Below are 17,709 nucleotides of genomic sequence, written 5' to 3'. Positions count from 1 at the left end.
AAAAGGATACAGCCGCGGATAACGTGTAGTGACGACAGCGGCCATACCCTATGGTTTATGTTACGCAAGTTTACTGTAATTGTTTCATAATTATTTCACATTGGATAGTATCGTTCCCAAAATTAGACCCGTTTCTAGCGCCATATCCTCAAAATCTGCCAATGGCAACGGATTTTTACCGATCCCCAGCTCTACTGTAAATCCTGGTTTACGAAAGGTCTGGATGAACCAATCCTTATACCCGGCATCGCTGCCAGTTAATTCGACTGCACGATAGCTGCTCGCAGCGGCCAACCGTGTTGCTAATTCGCGGCTTTCGGGAGGTTCATATCCCCGGTAATTCCAGTAGATCTCTCCCCCTTGGCTATGCAAAGACACTGCAGCTTCTCCGGGCGCGTTCTCAGCAAGTACCGCTAGAGCGGCTGCCTCAGGTTCACTTAGCGCCTCAGGACCACTGTAATCACGCGGAGAGGGCAGGATTACACCACGGCGTTCCCGTTCCTCTTCCCAATGAGCAGGGAACTGATCCCCGAGATCCACACCGCGTATATTGGCCTTCCAATGGCGAAAACTCCGCCGTCCCCCGTTCCATTTCATAAGGTCCTCATAATAAGGGTGGCCTGGTAAAACGCCCTCCTGCACTAACTCCACGCCGTCAGGGTTAGCCATGGGTACAGCCCATAGGGTCCAATTATTGTACCATTCCTCTGGACGATGACCATTCCATGCCAAACCTTTAGCATAAGCTGCTGCATACTCTTCTATGAACGACATCAGGCAAGGCGAGGTCAGCCATTCATTAGCATGTAGAGAAGCATTAACATGCAAATGGCGGGTTCCATTGCCTATTTTAAGCACAGGAATTGGCTTGCCGAGCACACTGTTGCCAATTGGATGTGCTTGTATAAAAGGATATTGTGCAATCAGGCTGCTGATGTCGTTCTCAACATCAACCGGACCGTACTCTCCACGTAAGAATACCACTCGCTCTGGAATCGGAGGCGGAATGACGAGGACTTTTCCCGGTGTACAGAAGCGCCCTGAGGACACACCTGGATTAAGCTTCTCCAAATCATCTAAACTCACATTGAATAATGAGGTTATGCGTTCAAGATCGTCCCCTTCCTGCACCGCATACCTTTTACGCGGCGAAGACGGCAGGAATAAAACCTGACCCGGATATAAATAAGACTGTCTCCCAACCCATGGATTGCCTTGAATGACATGCTCAGGGGTTAATCCATGCAGGGCGGCAATTCGGCTTACGGTATCTCCCCTGCTTGCAATATATTGTCGCATTAGGTCTCATCCTCTCGGCCTTAAATTGCTGATACGGTGGATACAAAAATAGCAGCAAATAGCACTTAATTCTATTGTATGCAAGAGCCACTACCCTGCATGAAGGAGAAATGAATCACAAGAAAATAGGCTGGGAATTATGCTTCCCAGCCTATTTTATCTTACACTCCGTAGAGTTTGTCCCTATTCAATTCAACATTGCTCTGCTTATAACGTGGATACTTGCCATACTACTGGGGTACGTTTAATTTGTTCTCCAAGCCAGTCTCGGGCAATTCGCTGAAACATTTCAGCATCACCACTGCAGAAGAACTGATGAATTGGACTTTCATCCCCGATGGACAGCTTGCCTTTATCGTATAAAATCGTGCTGATCTCACGAGCTGTCTCATCTGCGGAACTGATCAGTTTGACTCCCGGTCCCATGGTCTCTCCAATAGGCTCAACAAGAAATGGATAATGAGTGCATCCTAAAATTAAAGTATCGATGTTATTATCTTTAATGCCTTCCAATGCCTGCTCTACAATTTCATAACTTATCTCAGAGCGGAACATGCCTTGCTCAACGAGTGGGACAAGTGCTGGGCAGGCTTGACTTACAACCTCAACAAAAGGAGACAGCTGCTTTAGTGCGTTAGTATAAGCCCCGCTGCCGATGGTTCCTATTGTACCGATCACGCCGACATGTCCGCTTTTGGTCGCGCTAATTGCAGCACGGGCTCCGGGATGAATCACCCCAATGACAGGGATAGAGACCTTGGCTGAGATATAATCGAGTGCCGCTGCTGTTGCGGTATTACAAGCGATAACAATCATTTTAGGATTAAACTGGATCAAATAATCTACAATTTGTTCTGTAAACAGTGTTACTTCCTCGGTCGAACGGGGTCCGTACGGAGCTCGGGCCGTATCTCCGAAATAAATGATTTTCTCCCGCGGGAGCTGCCTCATCACTTCTTTGACAACTGTTAGCCCTCCCACACCTGAGTCTAATATTGCAATAGCTTGCTGCACGAACACACCGCTTCCTTCTACTTGTTTTGTGTAGCTTATGTAAGCCGAAAACAAAATGTACCTGACTTTCAGCCCCAATTGCAGATATTACTCCTTTTGGACTCTTAGTTCAAGCCAAGACTTTTGCCATCATTTAACAGGTCTATAAGAATGAAATAAAAAAGCCACCTTCCGCCCAATGCGAAAAAGCGGCTCTATTAAAAGAGAATAAGTACTTTTTGACCGTAAAACCAAACACTCCATCCACTGTTTCATTATGCGATTTCGTTATTGTCCTTGTCATCTAGCTGTGCTTCTTCAAGACTAGCTTCTTCACTGCTTACTTCTTCATTTACAGGCGATACCTCTAACTCCGTTACCTCTTCCAAAGTTGCCGCTGCCTCTTGAATCGTTTCTTCCGTAGCAATTCCACTTACTGCTACAGTAGCAGTATCTTCTTCTACAGCATTCGAACATGACTTGCTCCATTCGCGAACCTCATGGACTACATGACCTATAGAATCCTTTGCTTTGTCATACAGCTCAACGCTCTTGTCTCCAGCCTGAACGGCAATTCCCTGTACCTTTTCAATGCCAGCAGCTGTTCCTTCCGCAATATCCTTGCGCAGCTCTTTACCTGGCTTAGGCGCGAACAGAAGTGCTGTCACTGATCCAACCACACTTCCGACTAAAGCTCCCCATAACAAACCTTTTGTGTCCTTTTTCATCGTTTCATCTCTCCTTTAAATTCATTGCTCCCCGCTCTACCGGGCTAATGCCTATATCTGCTATATCATAAGCAGCAGGAGTTTGTCTTGTGACTAATTATTACGACTTTTCAGAAGTTTTGTCTGTTACATTTTTGGGTGCAATTGCGTATCGGCAGCATTGTCCGCCTTCTGCCATACATTCACTTCGTGTAACCTTAGCATCCAGCAATTCCTCAAATAGGCTATGCTCGCATTGACAAGCTTTACGATACTGAGTAGCCACCTGGCGAATCGGGCAGTTGTATTCTTTTATGACATACGAACCATCCTCTTCTCGGTTCCACTCCGCCATATATCCACCAGCGTTTTGGATCGACGATAACTCAGCTACTCGCTCTTCCAAATTCCGGCGTTCCATCATCGGTGCATACTGGGTGAGCATCCGGCGACGGCGTCCCTCAAACAATGTATTAACAGCTTCCAATCCACTGCCATAATCCAATTCACGCAAAAGCTCCAAAGCCAGATTGTGATAGCTTTTTGGAAAATACTCTTCGGACTTCTCCGTTAAAGAATACATATGTAAAGGCCGCCCCATCGCTTGCCGAACCACTTTTGTCTTAGCAAGTCCCTCCTGCTCCAGCTGAAGCACATGACGACGGACACCCATCTCTGTAATTCCCAATTCTTCTGCCAGCGCGCCGATGGTCAGTGGTCCTTTCGTCTTCAGGAGCGTCATAATCAAGTGTCTTGTCGATCCATTTTCCTGCCCCATCTTCATCATAAAGGAACCCCCTCTCTTTCACGGCTACCGCCTATTTTATATGATTCTATCTTATGCTATTATAGCGTTACACCGGACCCAAGTTCCTGATCCAAATAATTCCCTACTTCAACAGCAAACTTCTCTAGCACCTCTGAAAGGATTGGTGTGAGCGGGTGTAGTGCTTCTCTTTCCCAGGCAAAATAATCCTGCACGAGCGGCTTACGAAGTGCGACAAGCTCTATTAATCGCTCGTAGATCTCACTTTTACCTAGTACTTTTTCTTCATGTATAATTGAAATGATATCCTCATAACTTCCGGCATCACGCATAATAAAACCGTCAATCAGACAACTACCAACGTCCGTAACCACCTCTATCGCCAGATGAAGGCAGCGTTCTTGTATTAGTCCGGTTAAAGTATTGCCATCCCATGAAGCTGTTACAGTCCGAAGACCTGTAGTTATATCTGGGATTTGAGCAAGAATGGTTTCGATTTGTTTGCGGTTGACATAATACACAGCAATACCCCCATGTCAAAAATAGTTAGAGAAATCTGCATTATCCCTACTTACCGCGTTTGCCGCGGCGTTTCAGCCAAAAGAACATAATGAAACATGCCGCAAGAAAAACGACCAAATAAGTTAACGCTTCCATCGGATACTCGAGCTCACGCATTCCTGTCACCGCTTCCAGTATAAAATGATGATGCTTGTTAATCAGCAGATCGCTTAGATTACGTAATCCACAGCAATTGAAAGTTCTTTAACTTCATTAATATGAGCTATAACTTCCTTATGCGCCGGATGAACCTGATAAGCCTGTAAATCATCCAGTGAAGCTACCACCGTAACTAGAGCAATATCAAAGGATCGATCAGAATGAATGATATCAGCACCCACTTCAATCGAAAGGAGCTGCGGGATTTTACCTTCCATATTTCGCAGTACGGCTACCGTTGCCGCAACGCTTTCTTCGGACCGGTCCTTCAATTTAAAAAATACAATATGCTTGATCATTCTATCTCGCTCCCTGTTGTAATATTGTAATTAGATATTAAAAATATATCATAAGCGTACGCGTTCTGGAAGAAACTTAAAAAGTGATGTCAGAAATAGCAGCATTAACCATTGCCGATGTATATGAAAGTGTTGTAGTATATTTTTAAAAAATCGGAGGAATTATGCCTAGTAACCAACAAGAAACTCATAATATCCAGGCGTGGTCTCTGATCAACCGCAAATATCTTGGACAAGGCGTTCGTGTAAAAAGATTCCGCCGTCCAAAGCGCAGCCAGATTAGAAACCGTGTGTTACTTGCTGTATTGATGGCTAAGGATATCAAACTTTCACGACTCGCAGAAGATCTTGGTATATCCTCTCGCAGCGTAAGCGCCTGGGTATACGAAGGTCGTATCCCTTCCAACAATAACATTGACAAGACCTGCCGCCTACTCGGGTACCCGCCCCACATTTTGTTCAATGAAGCACTGATTCGTCAGAGTCCAATTGTATGTCAACCAACTCCTTCACGATTTATGAAAAGAAGTATTACCAGTTCGCCTCGCAGCAATGTGATTCTAACCGGCCTCTGTATGGTTTACGATTTTTCCGTAACCGATGTAAGTATTTGGATAGGTGTTCATCCCGGGACGTTTCGAAAATGGCTGCACAGCAGCCATCTGCCTACCCCTGCTCTGCAGGAAAAAGCCGAAACCTTCTTCCGAATTCCACGACATATTCTATTTGCAGACTGCGGAACGCTCTAATGTGATCCTATCGCTTAATAAGTTCAAGGCCAGCCCTTCTTCCTTAATTAGGAGAAGGGTTTTTTGCCATATTTTTTTCTTAAAAAAGGGTCATACTACTGTTTAGGTACATTGTTCAGTACTAAAGAACGGAACAGGAGGCGTAAGATGAGACTTGACGGAATACTATCTGAAGGCTACACCGATACTTGGGACGTGGCCCCCGGTGTCATCGGACTACGAACCATGTTCGTAAATTGCGCATTCATCGGCCAGCCCAATTCGGACTGGATCATTGTAGATACGGGACTTAGCTCTTACACAAACAGAATTATAGATTATGCTAAGGAGAAGTATGAGAAGCCACCGGTGGCAATTATCCTGACTCATGGGCATTTTGACCATATCGGAGGTATGAAAAAGCTTATTGAGGAATGGAATGTACCCGTGTATGCTCACCCACTAGAGCTTCCTTATCTAACAGGTAAAGCGGATTATCCTCCAGCCGATCCGGCCGTAGGCGGCGGGCTGATGAGTATGGTGTCCTCATTATTTTCACATCATGGCATCGACCTTGGATCAGCCATACATCCATTACCCGAAGACAGAACCGTCCCCGGAGCAAAGGGCTGGAAATGGATCCATACACCTGGACATAGTCCTGGACATATTTCACTATTCAGACCAGAAGATAAGGTACTGATTGCTGGTGACACCTTTCTTACAGTCAAACAAGAGTCCGTATTCGCAGTAGCTACCCAGCATCAGGTGGTGCACGGCCCACCCTCTTATTTCACGACGGACTGGGAAGACGCGGAAAAGTCGGTCCGCACACTTGCGTTGCTAGATCCTCATATCGTTCTCTCTGGACATGGGGTGCCTATGGAGGGTGAGAAATTATCTACTCAGCTTGCTCATTTATGCAAGAATTTCAAGGAAATGGCGTTGCCGGGTCAAGGGAAGTTCGTATGATTTCCTTGCGGGGTCCCATTTTGCTAAAATAGCCAATGCGCCCCCGCATCATTCAAGACTACACTCTATACCAATATTGATATATCTCCTTAAATCCGAGCTTGTCGTACAAAGCCGAAGCTCCAGTATTAGCTTGTACAACCTGCAAAAAAGCAGTTGTTGCACCCTGCGTCTTGCCCCAGTGTAGTAATGCAAGCAGCAGTTGTTCCGCCATACCTTGTCTACGCTGATCGGAAGCAGTGATAATATCAAAGAGACCTATGTAGCCGTTCTGAATAACACCCAGACCACAAGCGGTAGGAACGCCATTGTTAATCAACAGAATATTGCCCTGCTGCAAATGACAAGCGGATAACATTCTAGTTAAGGTGCTCCGATTGTCTTTTGAGAGCGCAGAGAGCTTTGTAAATGCATTTAACCACTCTTCAGTTAAGCTCTCCTGAACTTGTATCTCATATCGAAGATCAGGAGTAGCTAATCCCTCCAGTTCTAATAGCCTAACAGATGATGGCTCGACAACTGTGTAACCACGCTCCGCTAGCGCCTCATCCAGGTTCGCAGGCTGGATATACGGCGTTATTTTAAATACTGGCTTTAATCCAGCATCCTTATAGTACTGCTCAGCAAGCTTAATTTGGTTTGTAAGATCCGCAAGAGAGCTTTTTTCTCCGTATAACGGATTGACCGAATTAGCTCTTTTCGTATATCCAGCTGCTGTGCGCAGAACCCAGCCATTCAGGAGAACACTCTGCTCCGCTGGCCAAGTATTAAGTGTGATTTCTTCAATTGCTTTATACAAGTTATCTCCTCCTTATTAGCCATGTTCCCGCTTATTACGCATCGCTGGCAGCAGCTTCACTGCTTCATCAGCATACGAAATATAATAGTCATATTCGGGAGACTCCTTACCATAAATGGCTATTTTCCCCTCATGGTTGTAATGTACACCCCAGCCGAATCGCTTCGGAAGTAGAGAGGCTCGCAGGCATGGATGGTTTCTAGAGAATAGCTCCTTCCATATTTCTTCCCTACGGGTCACACGATCTTCTAGCGGAATTTGTTTATGGCGTACATGAACCTCAAACAGAAGCTCTTCATGATTGTATTTGTAAGGCTCATTAATAAGCAGCTCATATTGAATCACATGCGCAGGCGGGAGTGTACGGCAAGACATCGGCGGGATTCCCGTTTCCTCAGGACAATCCTCTGCTACACGTATGAAAGTGTTTGTATAACTCATGGGCATCACCTCTATTTTTAATTGAAATATATTCCTTCTATGATAATTCATAGTCACTATAATTGCACAGCAAAAATCCGGAACCTCAACCTCCTGGATTCCGGATTTTCATCTGAATTTCTATTCCTCAGCCACTGCCGCAAGGAGTTCTTCAACAGGCCACGGAAGTGGATTATTAAACGTTGTCCAATCCTGCTTCAACTCATCTTTCGTCAACAAACATCGATCCAATCTCGCTTCGATTTGTGCTGAGTCCATACTAACACCGATAAACACGATTTCATTCATTCGATCGCCCCACCGCTCGTCCCACTTGGCTTTCATTTCAGGTTCGCTTTCCAATACCTCCTGCTGCTGATCCTCAGGCATTGTAGCTAGCCAGTAGCCGGCAGGTCCGAACTGAATCGAGGGTCCAGCCTGGCTGATACTCGCTGCAAGATCACCCTCTGCGGCAACCCATACAATCCCTTTCGCTCTGACAACTTCCTCCGGCCAATGACTAAAGAAAAAGCTTAACCTTTCCGGATGAAAGGGTGTTCTCCTGCGATAGACAAAAGAAGATATTCCGTATTCCTCCGTCTCAGGCGTATGTGTCTCCTTGTTAAGCTCCGTAATCCAACCGGAGGACAAGCTTGTTTTTTCAAAATCAAACAATCCAGTATTAAGAATCTCCTTCGGATCTACCACTCCGTTAACCGTACGGATCAGCTTGGCTGTCGGCTGAAGTTTGCGAAGCACAGCTTCAAGCTTGTTAAGCTCTTCTTCTTCTAGCAGATCACACTTATTAAGCAATAACACATCACAAGTCTCGATCTGATCAATGAGCAAATCCACAATATCGCGATAATCGTCTTCACCAGCCGTTTGATTACGATCGATCAGACTATCACCAGAAGAGAAGTCATGCCAGAATCGGCCAGCATCCACAACGGTCACCATCGTGTCCAATTGAGCGAGTGAAGTCAAATCAATATCCAGTTCTGGGTTCGCATAAGTAAAAGTCTGTGCCACCGGAACAGGCTCGCTAATGCCAGATGATTCAATGAGGATATAATCAAAACGGCCTTCAGCTGCCAGCTTTTGTACTTCGACAATCAAATCGTCGCGGAGTGTACAGCAGATACATCCGTTAGACATTTCCACTAATTTCTCTTCCGTTCTAGAAAGCACATTACCTGACTTCACCAGGTTGGCGTCCACATTCACTTCACTCATATCGTTAACGATAACAGCAACCTTCAAGCCTTCACGGTTGTGCAAGACATGATTTAGCAGTGTTGTTTTTCCAGAGCCCAAGTAGCCACTTAGCACCGTAACGGGGATTTTTTTCATTCCGATCACTCCTATCATTGATTAGCATTTATGTTTGGCATTTATAGCTCTTACCGGGTTTCGCGGTGTAATGTAACTCTTTTCAGACGTGGACAATATTTCTTCATTTCCATACGTTCTGGGTGATTTCGCTTATTCTTGATAGTTGTATAGTTACGATCTCCTGTCTCCGTGCATGCCAAAGTAATGATTACTCTCATTGTTCCATCTCCTTTTTTAAATCGTAATAATTACGATTAACATATCGTACACGTTTTATTCACAATCTGTCAACTATGATCTTGTAAAAATTCCAACTCTCTTAATTTTGTGGTCTTTCTTGCGAACAAATCACGTATAGATGGAAATATAAAAATATGATTCTTGTATTTCCAAGAGAATCAGGCAGGAGTGGAGATCATGAAGATACCAGTAATTATTTTGAGCGGGTTTCTGGGGAGCGGGAAGACAACTCTGCTGTTGTCCCTGCTGAAAGAGAGCAAGGTAAGGGGTCTGAACCCTGGCGTAGTTATGAATGAGCTGGGAAAGAGAGATGTAGATGGGTATATTCTGCAGGAGCATACGGGTGCAACCGTGACTAAGCTACTGGACGGATGTGTATGCTGTAGCCGTAAAGAGGATTTGGCAGACAGCCTACTGGTACTGCTAAGAGGACGCCCCGATGCTATTTATATCGAGCTTACTGGCGTCGCGAATCCGGAAGAAATCGCCAAAACATTACAAGAAGCCGCTCTTCAAGAAAGGGTCGAATTGCATTTTACGATCACCTTATTGGATGCAGAAAACGCCTTGGAATATAACAGCAGACTCTCCTCTGACAAACAGCTGGTTCGTACGCTTCGCAAGCAGCTGTCCACCGCTGATCTCATTGTCGTTAATAAGAGCGATCTTGTAGAGCCTGAAACCTTATGGCGAATTGAAAAAGGTGTCCGAAAACAAAATACAGAGGCTGAAATCGTATATACCCATTACAGCGAAATCAACCTTTCACCGATATTATCAGGAATCACCCCACGTAAAATCATCGCTCCCGCGCCACAACGAGCACCTCAAACCTTTAAAGGCGCAACTCTTAAACAAATGAATTCAGAACAGGGAGCTACAGCAGTAAAAGAACGGCAAGAAGAGCCCCACGCTTCTTTTTCCCAAGTGACCGCCATCACGTTAACCATTCCGCAAGCAGGGACTATAATGCCTTCCAAAGAACGGCTAGAGGCTTTCTTTCAAGAATGGGGTGACAACCTGCTCCGTGCCAAAGGCCATATCCTTTTGTCCGAACAGGAACCGGTTCAACTTGTCCAATATGCGGGAATGCGTACAAGCTGGGAGGCATCACGTTACCCTGGAATGCCTTATGTGGTATTCATCGGGATAAATTTAGATGAGGAACTGCTGGCAGATCGGTGGTCCACCTTATTCGAACCTTGACTACCCTTTCCCCTTTAAAACTACTGCCGCTGCTTCTGCCGATCTCATTCCTGATTATCATTGGTTTTATATGGGTGCCAAATCACCTGGAGCTACTAGACAACGCGTACATCGACACGTTCAAAACCGGCTTTATCGGGATTTTGCTAGAAGCCTTGCCGTTTGTGTTAGCAGGAGCTTTATTATCCTCGCTGCTTCGGGTCTTTATCCCAGATGAAATGATCTCCCGCTGGATTCCACGGCAGGCGCTTCCGGCCATTTTATTCGCTTGCCTGCTCGGAATTATTTTTCCAGTATGCGAATGTGGAATGATCCCTCTCGTCCGCCGACTAATCCATAAGGGGATGCCTGTTTACGTGGCGATCGTGTTTATTTTATCCGGGCCCATCCTAAATCCAGTCGTCTATGGAGCAACACTGACGGCATTTCGCAACCACTCAGAACTGGCCTATGCCCGGATGGGTCTAGCTTTTGTAGTCGCCTGTATTATAGGTTTGATTATCTATGCAACGGTGAAAAAGTCCCCGATACGCCTTAGCGTTCAGCGCGAAACCGATAACACACATCATAATAATTCTCGTGGAGGAAAGTTAGCCGCCGTCTTCGTGCATACCTCGGATGAGTTTTTTGAGATGGGAAAATACTTAATCATTGGCTGCCTATTGACCGCTGGCATTCAGACGTTTATGGTTCAGGACAGTTTGGCTGCGATCGGAGATAAGCCGCTCGGGTCTTATTTTTTCATGATGGGACTGGCATTTGTGCTTTCACTCTGTTCCACCTCAGATGCCTTTGTAGCTTCCACCTTCGTACATTCTTTTCCAGCAGGAGCACTGCTCGCTTTTATGGTATTTGGGCCGATGTTAGATTTCAAAAATTCATTGATGCTACTCTCGCTGTTTAAGACCAAATTCGCTCTTTATTTATTCTTTCTTATCTTTTCGAGCGTATTTATCGGAGCCGTACTCATGTCCTTATGGCTGTAATCATAGAGGTGGCAAGCAGATGCTTACCCCATTGTTAGGAGGAAGCGCATGAATGACTCTCGAAGCATCCGATTTCACTATTTGTTAAGGGCGGTTATTCTGCTCGCCTTTGCTCTCTATATTGGGCATTTAGTGCAGCAGGACGCTTTGCATTATTATGTAGCGCCTAAGCTAGCACGCTGGGTTCAGTTATGTCCGATTCCTCTGACACTAATGGCGCTCAGCTTGGCCATTCAAGCCTTATTTGGTAAGGGAAATGTGCTATGTGACTGCGAGCATCGCCTCCCTCATTCCATATTTAAAAGTACAGCGCTTTATGGATTATTCCTGTTTCCATTGCTGCTTGGATTTGCACTTCCTGATCGTGCCTTGGGAAGTATGGCCGCTAGTAAAAAGGGGATTTCGTTCTCCTCTTTACCATCAGAGACTACCAATGCTGTTAGATTCGAATCGATTGATCCTTATCATGAGGAGCTCACCGAGCTAGCTAAGATCTTATATGCACAGCCTACTATCCCTGTGTATTCTGATATTTTTTCTGAAATACTAGGCGCTATTGACATGTATAAACAACAATTTGAAGGCAAAGAAATTTCCGTTTCCGGTTTTCTATACCGCGACGACAGTGAAACGCCAGAGAATGCTTTTGCCATTGGCAGATTTCTGGTTCAGTGCTGTACCGCCGATGCTACTCCGTTTGGGATGTTGGTTGATTCCGGCAAATTAAAAAGCTTGCCCACCGATACCTGGATAGAGGTTCGGGGCAAGCTTCAAATTGTGCAATACAAAGGCCAAGAAATGATGCAAATACGCGCAGAAGCAATTACACCTATCGCGCAACCAACAACACCCTACATTTACACGAGTGCTGACTCCATAACCGCATGGAAAGCTTTGACGAATACGGCCAAATCTACTAAATAATTGCGTCCAGCTCATCCTCATCATTCACAGATCGGTTAGGGTTAAATACTTCAACCATAATACGGGCGGGTATACAGATGATTTGCTGCTTTGGCCTAGAGATAAACCCCATTTCCAAAGCGATTCGCAAAGGCGCGTCAGAATATGTCATTTGGATCCCGTAATCAAATACCTTTAAGGTATTGTGACCAAACTTCGATTGAATATCTATAATTTGCTCTTCTTTAGTCAAAGAAACGGTCTTGTATTCCTTACCATCAACCGTAATTATAGCTTTCAAATCGCCTTGTTGATACTGTTCATTATGGGTGTCCCACCACTTGATTCCGTAAATCAAACCCGCTGCGAATAGAGCTAAAAAAATGATTACAAAATCGCCACGCTTCATCTTTAACAAGGTATGGATCCTTTCATTGACAATATATTCGTAATAATTACGATTACAAATATATTAATCTTACGCTCTTTTGTCAATGACACTCCTCATCCTTAACGAATCCGAGTAGACCAATCTTTTAATACCCTGTCAAGCTCCTTTATGGAGATAGGCTTGGAGATAAAATCCTGCATCCCTGCACTCAGACACATGTCTTTATCTTCATTTCTGGCAAAAGCTGTGGCCGCAATAATAATGGGAGACAGCCCGAGCTTCTCACGTATGATTCCTGTTGCTTCTATCCCATCCATAATAGGCATCTGAATATCCATAAAGACGAGATCATAATCCTTGGACAGCACAGCTCGAACTGCTTCCTCGCCATTTGATGCAATGTCAGGGAAGTATCCCCTCTTCTTCAAATAAGCCAGCATCAGTTGCTGATTCACAGGATGATCTTCAGCGATGAGAATAGACATCGGTCCATATTCTCCCGTATCAGATGCTCTGGCGTTAGGTTTATTGCTTTTGTCTGTATCCACTGAAGGGTGGAGCGTAACCTTCTGAATCCATTCCTCTTTTGGCAAAGAGACCTCCACGGTGAAAAAGAACTCTGAGCCATGTTCCTCACAGCTCCTCACACCAATCGCTCCTCCGAGCAGCTCCACCAGCTTTTTGCTAATCGCCAGTCCAAGTCCTGTTCCGCCATATTTTCGATTAATGGAAGGATGCAATTGCGAGAACGATTGAAACAATAACCCTTGACTGGCAACCGGGATCCCCAAGCCCGTATCTTTAACCATGAATTTAACGATAATATTTCCTGACTTTTGAGAAGCTTCCAGGCTGGCAGAAATACTAATTTCACCTGTCTCCGTAAATTTCACCGCATTTCCCACTAGGTTTACGAGAATTTGGCGCAATCTTGCCTCATCCGTCACAATGACAAATGGAAGATCAGGTGCAATATTGATAGTTAATAACAACCCTTTTTCTTTGACCTTCGGATAGAATAGCTCACTAACGTTCTGTATCACTTCACGCAAATCCACCATTTGCAGTTCAAGTGTCATCATGCCTGCTTCAATTTTGCTGAAATCCAGCACTTCATTCAAAATATGAAGCAATGCTTCTCCGCTACTTGTAATGATTTGTGTGTAGTAGCTCTGCTCTTCATTTAACTCTGTCCCTGAGAGCAAGTCTGCCATTCCTATAATACCGTTCATAGGCGTACGCAGCTCATGGCTCATGATCGCTAGAAACTCCGATTTCGCCCGATCCGCTTCCTCTGCAGACTCCTTCGCTCGCACAATCTCCTTCTCTTCTGTGATATCTCGGAAAACCACTACAGCCCCGATCCGCTCTTCTCCATCAAAAAGAGGAGTCATGTGATATCTGACCAAAAAGCTGGAACCATCTTGCCTCCAAAACACACCCTCTTTCTCATCAAAAGAGCGATTATTGAAGTGCGAGGGAATCAGCGTCTTCTGAATGCCCAAGAATGGCTCATTATCCAGCCAAGTCTGATGAATCGTATGGAATTTGCTGTTCAACCATTCCGTTGGATCGTATCCTAGCATAGTAATCGCCGCTGGATTGATGAACATCGTATCCCCTTCAAGATTCATACCAAATATGCCTTCAGATACCGAATTCAATATTAGAGCATGCTCGTTACTTAACTTCTCTATTTCTTCAAAATGCCGCGCCCGTTCCGCAATGTCCCGGGTTACACACACAAGCTCCCGTCCTCCAAAGGTCTCCGAGTAAATATAGCGAAGTGTTGTTTCCGTCCAAATGTACGTTCCATCTTTGCATAGAAACCGAAAGGTCACAGGCTCGAGCTTCTTCCCTTCCATACAGTTGCTAAGATAGGACACCACTTTCTCCTTGTCTTCAGGATGTATGTAATCTATACCTCTCGTTTCGTACATTTCTTCCGGTGTATAGCCGAACATCGTCTGGCAAATGGGTGATGCATACAGATAGATGAGGTCTCCGTCCGCTGTATTACGTGAAATGAAATCCATTGAATTTTCCGACAGGAGTCGGTAATTCTGCTCACTATCACGCATCTGTTCCTCCATACGATGACGTTCAGTCACATCCTGGGCAATCCCACTGATCTGTAGCACTCTTCCTTCCTCATCTTTAGTCACTTCCCAGTGTGCATCCAGAAACTTCAATTTTCCATCCGCACTTTTAATTCGAACCATAACTTCGCCATTCGTCCCATTCGCTAAAGACTGGTGAACCAGCTTTTGAAGTCTAGTAAAATCATCTGGATCAATACAGGAAAGCACTCGTTTGTAATCAAAATAGGAATGATTGCTGTCGTCCAATGAAAAGCCAAAAATGTTACGCATCTCTCTAGAAACCGTCAACCGCGTTTTCGTCGCATCCCATTCCCACGATCCCATTTTCGCAAGATATTGGGCTTGCGCCAGCATATCCTCATATTTCTTACGCTGCGTAATATCGCGGCCGATCGTTAATATCTGCTTGATTTCCCCCTGCTCATCACGTACCACCTGTGAGCTGCTCTCAATCCACAAATAATGTCCGTCCTTATGCCGGGCCCTGCGTGTATACACATCCGTATCAGAATAGAGCTTTCCGTGTTTTGTCATTTCAAGGGCATCTTCTGCGTGATAATACTCAGGTCTTTTCGTACCGATCATTTCATCTGGAGGATATCCTAGCAACAACTCCACTGAAGGAGAAACGTAGTGCAGTGTACCGTCTGGTCCGCCAAAAGAAATCATATCCGGCGTATTTTGTGTGATCAAATTATATAAATGCTGATCTTCCTGAATCTTATCTTCCGCAAGCTTTCGGTCTGTGATATCCGTAAGTTCTGAGATCAAGACAAGGGGTTCACTAGAGTTCTCCTGAAGAATCAGAAATATATGTTGAGCTACCCAGATTATCTCGCCACCCTTACATAAGAACCGTCTTTCTAACTCTATTGCGGTCCCAGGATCTGCTAAGAGATTGTTCAGGATAACGTAATGATCATCATCAGCTACATCGTCTGGATAAATAAGATCTAGATAGTGCATATTTAAAAGCTCTTCTTCAGAATAACCAAGCATACGGCAAAGTGCTGGATTAGATTGAATCAAGGTCCCTTCCTTGGGAGAGACTACAGCAACCCCTATAGAAGACCGTAAGTATAGTTGCTTAAAAAGAAATTCAGACACCTGTGCAGCCTCCTCTTTTGGTATGGGGACAAACTTTATTACAATTTCGTAATCTATTCCAGTATACCTTTTTTTCGGTAATTAAGCTTGATAGTTGAGTCCTAAATGATAGGCCGGTGAAAAGCAATGAGATTGCGCGTTATCGTCATAGACAAAAAAATAAACAACAAGTCCCGAGTAATCAGGAAAACTGCTGTTTATACATATCACAAGAATAAGGACTATTCTCTTATTAAATTCTCTTGCTGAAGCTTTTTAATTTTCTTACGGATAGGTGCGCCAGCTCTAAAAAAAACAAGTCCTAAAAGAATTAAAAGCCCGCCTAGAATAACATTTACCAAACTAATGCTGTTGGATGAAGTGAAATAATTCGTTAGCCCAATGAGAATGTTGGCTAAACCAACAATGAACTCTAACCACATGACAGAATTCCATAGTGTGTTGATTCGCTTAAAGTGTTTTATTTTGGATTCCAGATCTGTGTAAATATCAAACGCACCTTCGGATGACTTCTTTCTAAGATAAATCCAGCGAACATAGCTGCTAACACACTCTACTCCATTTTCTTCTAGAAACTTGAGGTATGCCATGCTTTCCGGATGAGTAGGCACATTATCTAAAAGCTCAATTCTATACGTATACTCATTCTTAGGCGAGTCAGTAAACACATATTTACACCAGGAGTAGCTTGAAAGGGCTAACCCTTTGGCAGACATTTCATTAAGCCACTGTTCTTCCTTCTCAAAATCCCAAAACAGCTTGCGAACCACATGTTTCATTTGGACTCACCTCCAGCTATTCTCTTCCCATTGGCAATCAGTTCTTCCAACCGGATAAGCTCCCCCTGAATCACTGTCTTCCCTAATTCAGTAATTTCGTATTCCTTTCTTCGGGAGCCTTCTTCCCCTTCTATAGCTCTTATCCAGTTTTTCTCAAGCAAGGTGTTGATAGCTCCATATAAAGTGCCCGCTCCAAGATCCACTCGACCATGACTTAAATCCTTCACATTCTGCATAATCGCGTAACCGTGCATTGCGGTGTATAAAGACAATAAAATGTAAAATACAGCTTCTGTTAAGGCTCCTCTTTCTGAGCTTTCAGGCATGATTCCATCTCCATTCTATTACTGTTAGCGATATATCGGTTACCGTAATAATATTATTACGGAAGCCGATATAATTGTCAATACAAAAATACCTATTTTTAGTAAACCTAACCGATCATAACCACGAAAAAAAGCCTACAGTACATGCCTACAGACGGTTCATGATCGCAATCCCCTCAACTTGGATCTACCCCATCTAATTAAATCTATTCCTTCCACTACGCATGGGGTGTATCGGACTTAGAAGCCACTAGAATTGGACCACCATCACTTTCTTCAGACATAAAAAATAGGCTTATACAACTGCCCAAGAGCAATTGTATAAGCCTATTTGATGATGCGGTCGAGAGGACTCGAACCTCCACGATATTGCTACCACACGGACCTGAACCGTGCGCGTCTGCCAATTCCGCCACGACCGCACATTATGTACACCAATGAAATAATCACTGTACATAAGAATATACTCTTTTTTCGGATAAATAGCAACATATTTTTGAATCGATGTACAGATAAATCTAACAACAGCGATATAAGCGATATAACATATTCAAATACCCATAGGCATAACCAATCACAGTTATTCAGTTTATATATTTCACTTATAAGAGGCTGGTATGATACAACATAA

The 17,709-nt window shown here is 44.3% G+C and carries 19 protein-coding genes and 1 tRNA gene; 5 read left to right on the top strand and 15 right to left on the bottom strand.

Features of this window, described 5'->3' with window-relative positions; translation table 11 throughout:
- Nucleotides 1–90 precede the first annotated feature (90 nt).
- The 6 genes from MHI27_RS09915 to MHI27_RS09890 form a co-directional block, all read right to left on the bottom strand.
- Nucleotides 91–1,299 (bottom strand): M14 family zinc carboxypeptidase, encoded by a 1,209-nt coding sequence (locus tag MHI27_RS09915; RefSeq protein WP_405176159.1) that lies wholly within the window; start codon nucleotides 1,297–1,299, stop codon nucleotides 91–93.
- Between the two features lie 207 nt (nucleotides 1,300–1,506).
- A complete protein-coding gene (gene racE, locus MHI27_RS09910; protein ID WP_076283405.1) occupies nucleotides 1,507–2,313 on the bottom strand; it encodes a glutamate racemase in 807 nt (268 codons plus the stop codon).
- 254 nt (nucleotides 2,314–2,567) lie between these two features.
- Nucleotides 2,568–3,020 carry a YtxH domain-containing protein gene (locus MHI27_RS09905; protein ID WP_052404235.1) on the bottom strand — a complete coding sequence of 151 codons (453 nt, stop codon included), beginning with the start codon at nucleotides 3,018–3,020 and terminating at the stop codon, nucleotides 2,568–2,570.
- 100 nt (nucleotides 3,021–3,120) lie between these two features.
- Nucleotides 3,121–3,786 carry a metalloregulator ArsR/SmtB family transcription factor gene (locus MHI27_RS09900; protein WP_042186789.1) on the bottom strand — a complete coding sequence of 222 codons (666 nt, stop codon included), beginning with the start codon at nucleotides 3,784–3,786 and terminating at the stop codon, nucleotides 3,121–3,123.
- Nucleotides 3,787–3,845: 59 nt separating this feature from the next.
- Nucleotides 3,846–4,286 (bottom strand): DUF86 domain-containing protein, encoded by a 441-nt coding sequence (locus tag MHI27_RS09895; protein WP_042186787.1) that lies wholly within the window; start codon nucleotides 4,284–4,286, stop codon nucleotides 3,846–3,848.
- Between the two features lie 210 nt (nucleotides 4,287–4,496).
- Nucleotides 4,497–4,784, bottom strand: coding sequence for a Dabb family protein (locus tag MHI27_RS09890; protein ID WP_042126253.1), 288 nt, complete (start codon nucleotides 4,782–4,784; stop codon nucleotides 4,497–4,499).
- A 164-nt stretch (nucleotides 4,785–4,948) separates the two neighbouring features.
- Between MHI27_RS09890 and MHI27_RS09885 the strand changes: the two genes are divergently transcribed.
- Both MHI27_RS09885 and MHI27_RS09880 read left to right on the top strand, forming a co-directional pair.
- Entirely contained in the window at nucleotides 4,949–5,533 is a 585-nt protein-coding gene (locus MHI27_RS09885) for a helix-turn-helix transcriptional regulator (RefSeq protein WP_076283191.1), read from the top strand.
- A 147-nt stretch (nucleotides 5,534–5,680) separates the two neighbouring features.
- Nucleotides 5,681–6,484, top strand: coding sequence for an MBL fold metallo-hydrolase (locus MHI27_RS09880; protein WP_405176158.1), 804 nt, complete (start codon nucleotides 5,681–5,683; stop codon nucleotides 6,482–6,484).
- A 58-nt stretch (nucleotides 6,485–6,542) separates the two neighbouring features.
- Here MHI27_RS09880 and MHI27_RS09875 read toward each other — a convergent pair whose 3' ends face one another.
- The 4 genes from MHI27_RS09875 to rpmG form a co-directional block, all read right to left on the bottom strand.
- Nucleotides 6,543–7,283 (bottom strand): GNAT family N-acetyltransferase, encoded by a 741-nt coding sequence (locus tag MHI27_RS09875; protein WP_405176157.1) that lies wholly within the window; start codon nucleotides 7,281–7,283, stop codon nucleotides 6,543–6,545.
- Between the two features lie 15 nt (nucleotides 7,284–7,298).
- On the bottom strand, nucleotides 7,299–7,724 hold the full coding sequence (locus tag MHI27_RS09870; RefSeq protein ID WP_081382746.1) for a DUF6157 family protein: 426 nt from the start codon (nucleotides 7,722–7,724) through the stop codon (nucleotides 7,299–7,301).
- A 120-nt stretch (nucleotides 7,725–7,844) separates the two neighbouring features.
- A complete protein-coding gene (locus tag MHI27_RS09865; protein WP_339246858.1) occupies nucleotides 7,845–9,056 on the bottom strand; it encodes a GTP-binding protein in 1,212 nt (403 codons plus the stop codon).
- A 50-nt stretch (nucleotides 9,057–9,106) separates the two neighbouring features.
- Entirely contained in the window at nucleotides 9,107–9,256 is a 150-nt protein-coding gene (gene rpmG / locus MHI27_RS09860) for a 50S ribosomal protein L33 (RefSeq protein WP_405176156.1), read from the bottom strand.
- Nucleotides 9,257–9,455: 199 nt separating this feature from the next.
- On the opposite strand from rpmG, the gene MHI27_RS09855 reads away from it, so the two are divergent.
- From MHI27_RS09855 to MHI27_RS09845, 3 genes are all read left to right on the top strand, one after another.
- Nucleotides 9,456–10,484, top strand: coding sequence for a GTP-binding protein (locus tag MHI27_RS09855; RefSeq protein WP_339246855.1), 1,029 nt, complete (start codon nucleotides 9,456–9,458; stop codon nucleotides 10,482–10,484).
- A 68-nt stretch (nucleotides 10,485–10,552) separates the two neighbouring features.
- On the top strand, nucleotides 10,553–11,470 hold the full coding sequence (locus MHI27_RS09850; protein WP_405176712.1) for a permease: 918 nt from the start codon (nucleotides 10,553–10,555) through the stop codon (nucleotides 11,468–11,470).
- Nucleotides 11,471–11,518: 48 nt separating this feature from the next.
- Entirely contained in the window at nucleotides 11,519–12,394 is an 876-nt protein-coding gene (locus MHI27_RS09845; RefSeq protein WP_405176155.1) for a TIGR03943 family putative permease subunit, read from the top strand.
- Here the strand turns inward: MHI27_RS09845 and MHI27_RS09840 are convergent.
- The 5 genes from MHI27_RS09840 to MHI27_RS09820 all read right to left on the bottom strand — a co-directional run bounded on the left by MHI27_RS09840 (nucleotide 12,387) and on the right by MHI27_RS09820 (nucleotide 17,500).
- Complete coding sequence (locus MHI27_RS09840) at nucleotides 12,387–12,782, bottom strand: NusG domain II-containing protein (protein ID WP_076283407.1); 396 nt, start codon at nucleotides 12,780–12,782, stop codon at nucleotides 12,387–12,389. The genes MHI27_RS09845 and MHI27_RS09840 overlap by 8 nt on opposite strands.
- A 101-nt stretch (nucleotides 12,783–12,883) precedes the next feature.
- Nucleotides 12,884–15,973, bottom strand: coding sequence for a PAS domain S-box protein (locus tag MHI27_RS09835; RefSeq protein ID WP_405176154.1), 3,090 nt, complete (start codon nucleotides 15,971–15,973; stop codon nucleotides 12,884–12,886).
- Between the two features lie 221 nt (nucleotides 15,974–16,194).
- Complete coding sequence (locus MHI27_RS09830; RefSeq protein ID WP_339802355.1) at nucleotides 16,195–16,752, bottom strand: DUF2812 domain-containing protein; 558 nt, start codon at nucleotides 16,750–16,752, stop codon at nucleotides 16,195–16,197.
- The gene (locus MHI27_RS09825) at nucleotides 16,749–17,078 is read right to left on the bottom strand and encodes a PadR family transcriptional regulator (protein WP_094874645.1); all 330 of its coding nucleotides are present in this window, start codon (nucleotides 17,076–17,078) and stop codon (nucleotides 16,749–16,751) included. The genes MHI27_RS09830 and MHI27_RS09825 overlap by 4 nt, the downstream gene beginning before the upstream one ends.
- 338 nt (nucleotides 17,079–17,416) lie before the next feature.
- Nucleotides 17,417–17,500 (bottom strand) — tRNA-Leu (locus MHI27_RS09820).
- Nucleotides 17,501–17,709 lie beyond the last annotated feature (209 nt).

It is taken from the genome of Paenibacillus sp. FSL H8-0261 (assembly GCF_045040645.1).
Classification (GTDB): domain Bacteria; phylum Bacillota; class Bacilli; order Paenibacillales; family Paenibacillaceae; genus Paenibacillus_AQ.
Note: the sequence above shows the minus strand (reverse complement) of the source record. Positions and strands in the feature narration are given on the sequence as shown.

Excerpts from the sequence above, each read along its gene's own strand:
- MHI27_RS09915 (WP_405176159.1), bottom strand. The coding sequence starts at position 1,299 with ATGCGACAATATATTGCAAGCAGGGGAGATACCGTAAGCCGAATTGCC.
- MHI27_RS09905 (WP_052404235.1), bottom strand. The coding sequence starts at position 3,020 with ATGAAAAAGGACACAAAAGGTTTGTTATGGGGAGCTTTAGTCGGAAGT.
- MHI27_RS09900 (WP_042186789.1), bottom strand. The coding sequence starts at position 3,786 with ATGATGAAGATGGGGCAGGAAAATGGATCGACAAGACACTTGATTATG.
- MHI27_RS09890 (WP_042126253.1), bottom strand. The coding sequence starts at position 4,784 with ATGATCAAGCATATTGTATTTTTTAAATTGAAGGACCGGTCCGAAGAA.
- MHI27_RS09885 (WP_076283191.1), top strand. The coding sequence starts at position 4,949 with ATGCCTAGTAACCAACAAGAAACTCATAATATCCAGGCGTGGTCTCTG.
- MHI27_RS09880 (WP_405176158.1), top strand. The coding sequence starts at position 5,681 with ATGAGACTTGACGGAATACTATCTGAAGGCTACACCGATACTTGGGAC.
- MHI27_RS09870 (WP_081382746.1), bottom strand. The coding sequence starts at position 7,724 with ATGAGTTATACAAACACTTTCATACGTGTAGCAGAGGATTGTCCTGAG.
- MHI27_RS09865 (WP_339246858.1), bottom strand. The coding sequence starts at position 9,056 with ATGAAAAAAATCCCCGTTACGGTGCTAAGTGGCTACTTGGGCTCTGGA.
- rpmG (WP_405176156.1), bottom strand. The coding sequence starts at position 9,256 with ATGAGAGTAATCATTACTTTGGCATGCACGGAGACAGGAGATCGTAAC.
- MHI27_RS09855 (WP_339246855.1), top strand. The coding sequence starts at position 9,456 with ATGAAGATACCAGTAATTATTTTGAGCGGGTTTCTGGGGAGCGGGAAG.
- MHI27_RS09845 (WP_405176155.1), top strand. The coding sequence starts at position 11,519 with ATGAATGACTCTCGAAGCATCCGATTTCACTATTTGTTAAGGGCGGTT.
- MHI27_RS09840 (WP_076283407.1), bottom strand. The coding sequence starts at position 12,782 with ATGAAGCGTGGCGATTTTGTAATCATTTTTTTAGCTCTATTCGCAGCG.
- MHI27_RS09830 (WP_339802355.1), bottom strand. The coding sequence starts at position 16,752 with ATGAAACATGTGGTTCGCAAGCTGTTTTGGGATTTTGAGAAGGAAGAA.
- MHI27_RS09825 (WP_094874645.1), bottom strand. The coding sequence starts at position 17,078 with ATGCCTGAAAGCTCAGAAAGAGGAGCCTTAACAGAAGCTGTATTTTAC.